This window comes from Arthrobacter sp. TB 26 (assembly GCF_000427315.1).
Classification (GTDB): Bacteria; Actinomycetota; Actinomycetes; order Actinomycetales; family Micrococcaceae; genus Arthrobacter.
In genome coordinates, this window is record NZ_AUPJ01000408.1 from 1 (window position 1) to 2855 (window position 2855).

3 protein-coding genes are annotated in these 2855 nt (G+C 63.8%); 2 read left to right on the forward strand and 1 reads right to left on the reverse strand.

The genetic code is table 11. The annotated features are described in order from the left end of the window. Positions 1–20: 20 nt before the first annotated feature. Entirely contained in the window at positions 21–947 is a 927-nt protein-coding gene (locus K789_RS23300) for a TIGR00730 family Rossman fold protein (RefSeq protein WP_416352807.1), read from the reverse strand. A gap of 197 nt (positions 948–1144) precedes the next feature. Here K789_RS23300 and K789_RS0115755 point away from each other — a divergent pair, with 197 nt between their 5' ends. Then, positions 1145–1900 carry an amino acid ABC transporter ATP-binding protein gene (locus K789_RS0115755; protein ID WP_024367594.1) on the forward strand — a complete coding sequence of 252 codons (756 nt, stop codon included), beginning with the start codon at positions 1145–1147 and terminating at the stop codon, positions 1898–1900. A gap of 61 nt (positions 1901–1961) precedes the next feature. Further along, complete coding sequence (locus tag K789_RS0115760) at positions 1962–2843, forward strand: glutamate ABC transporter substrate-binding protein (RefSeq protein WP_024367595.1); 882 nt, start codon at positions 1962–1964, stop codon at positions 2841–2843. The last annotated feature ends 12 nt before the right edge of the window (positions 2844–2855 follow it).

Here is a 2855-nt window from a genome sequence, read left to right on the forward strand (position 1 = left end):
CGGGTCCGGCGTGTGGCCTGTCAGCCGCGCGTCCCGCCCGTGCTTGAGGTGCCGGACCCGTTTCCGGACCCGCTGCCGTTGGGGTTCCGGTGCCGGGCGGCGCCTTCCACCACGAGCTCCACCGCGAGCGCCGGATCATCCACTACCTGCAGCAGGTCCAGGTCCTCCTCCGACATCATTCCCTCGGACACCAGGGTGCTCTGGATCCATTCCACCATCGGGCTCCAGAACGCTGTCCCGATCAGGACAATGGGGAAGGAGGTCACCTTCCGGGTCTGGACCAGGACCATGGCTTCGAAGAGTTCGTCAAGGGTTCCGAGGCCGCCCGGGAGGACGATGAACCCCTGGGCGTACTTCACGAACATGGTCTTGCGGGCGAAGAAATACCTGAAGTTGATGCCCAGGTCGACCCACTGGTTCATCCCCTGCTCGAACGGCAACTCGATGCCCAGTCCCACGGACACCCCGTTGCCCTGCACGGCGCCCTTGTTGGCGGCCTCCATCGAGCCGGGCCCACCACCCGTGATCACTGCCAGCCCGGCTTCGGCCAGTTGGCGCCCCACCTCGACAGCGAGCTCGTAGTTCAGGCTGCCGGGCAGGGTCCGGGCCGAGCCGAAAACGCTGACCGCCGGGCCCAGGTCGGCCAGCGCGCCGAACCCTTCCACGAACTCACTCTGGATCCTCAGGACGCGCCACGGATCGGTGTGGACGAACTGGCCGGGTCCCTTCGTATCCAGCAGGGTACGGTCCGACATCGTGACTTTGGCGGCCTTGCGCCGCAACTCCAGCGGACCCTTGTGCCGGATCCCCGCCGGTGGCGGCGTATCGCGGGATTCGGCGGATGTCTTACCGGCAGCCGTTCCTGCTGTCTTTCCGGCTGTCTGTCCGGCTGTCTGTCCGGCGGCGGCCGGCTCTCCGTGGTGCTGCGGATCGGTGCTCATGCCCACAGGTTAGCGCGGATGCCCGCCCGCACCCGTCCGGCACGGCACGGACGTGGCGTCACCCCAGGCAGTTCCCCGGGCGGCCCGCAGGCTACCGGAGGCTGCCCCAAACAGCCTGACCTGCAGGTATCTCTTGAATCACGATCTGTAGGAAGTCGGAGTGATTGCGGTCATAAGCCGCCGATGTTCGCTAGATTCTTCTTATGACTACTCAAGTGCCCGGCGATGCCCTCGTCTCCCTGAATGCCGTCAACAAGCATTACGGCCAGTTGCACGTCCTGAAGGACATCAACTTGAATGTCCGCAAGGGCGAGGTTGTTGTCGTCATCGGACCGTCGGGTTCCGGCAAGTCAACGCTGTGCCGTGCCATCAACCGCCTCGAGACAATCGACGACGGCGTCATCAAGATCGACGGCAAGGAACTGCCGGAAGAGGGCAAGGAACTCGCCAAGCTGCGGGCCGACGTCGGCATGGTCTTCCAATCGTTCAACCTCTTCGCCCACAAGACGATTCTTGAAAACGTCACGCTCGGACCCATCAAGGTCAAGGGCATGTCCAAGGCTGAAGCCGACAAGGATGCCATGGCCCTGCTGGAGCGCGTCGGCGTCGGACACCAGGCCCCCAAACTGCCGGCCCAGCTCTCCGGCGGCCAGCAGCAGCGCGTCGCTATCGCCCGGGCCCTGGCCATGAAGCCGAAGGTCATGCTGTTCGATGAGCCCACCTCCGCGCTGGACCCGGAAATGATCAACGAAGTCCTCGACGTCATGATCCAGCTGGCCAAGGAGGGCATGACCATGATCGTGGTCACCCACGAGATGGGCTTCGCCCGCAAGGCCGCCGACCGCGTGGTCTTCATGGCTGACGGCCAGATCGTGGAAGACGCCACCCCCGAAGAGTTCTTCACCAACCCCAAGAGCAGCCGGGCCAAGGACTTCCTGTCCAAGCTGCTGACCCACTAATCCCTGACGAGTTCGCACTCCGGCCGCCGCAGGGCGGCCGACCAATGAAAGGAATGTCACCATGGCATTTTTGACCCGAAGGAAATCCCTTCTGGTAGCCGCCTCCGCAGCCCTGGCCCTGAGCCTGAGCGCCTGCGGCGGCAGCACCGCCACCACGTCCAACCCGCCCGTGGCCGAGAAGCCGAGCTTCGCTGCGGATACCACCATGGCCAAGCTTTCATCCGCCGGCAAGATCGTCATCGGCACCAAGTTCGACCAGCCCCTGTTCGGCCAGAAGGGCCTTGACGGCAAGCCGGTCGGCTTCGACGTCGAAATGGGCAAGCTGATCGCCGGCAAGCTGGGCATCCCCGCCGACAAGATCGAATGGAAAGAAACGGTTTCCGCGAACCGTGAGCAGTTCATCAAAAACGGCGACGTCGACATCATCGTCGCCACCTACACGATCAACGACAAGCGCAAGACCGAAGTCGACTTCGCCGGCCCGTACTACGAAGCAGGCCAGGCACTCATGGTGAACAAGGACAACACGTCCATCACCAAGCCCGAAGACGTCAAGGGCAAGAACGTCTGCTCCGTGACCGGTTCCACGCCTGCCGCGACGATCGTGGAAAAGTACGGAGCAGTCCTGGTTCCGGCCGCGACCTACTCCGCCTGCCTTGAGCCGCTGCGCAACAAGCAGGTTGAAGCGATCACCACTGACAACGTCATCCTGGCCGGTTTCGTCGCCAAGGAGCCGGAAGCCTTCAAGCTCGCCTCCGACCAGACCTTCACCAAGGAGCCCTACGGCATCGGCCTGAAGAAGGGCGATACCGTCTTCCGCAACTGGGTCAATGACCAGCTGGAGGCCTTCGACAAGGACGGTTCCTACAAGAAGGCCTGGGAAGCCACCGCCGGCACGGTCATCAAGACCGCTCCCGCGCTTCCCGCGATCAACCGCTACTAGCCTGGTGTGGCG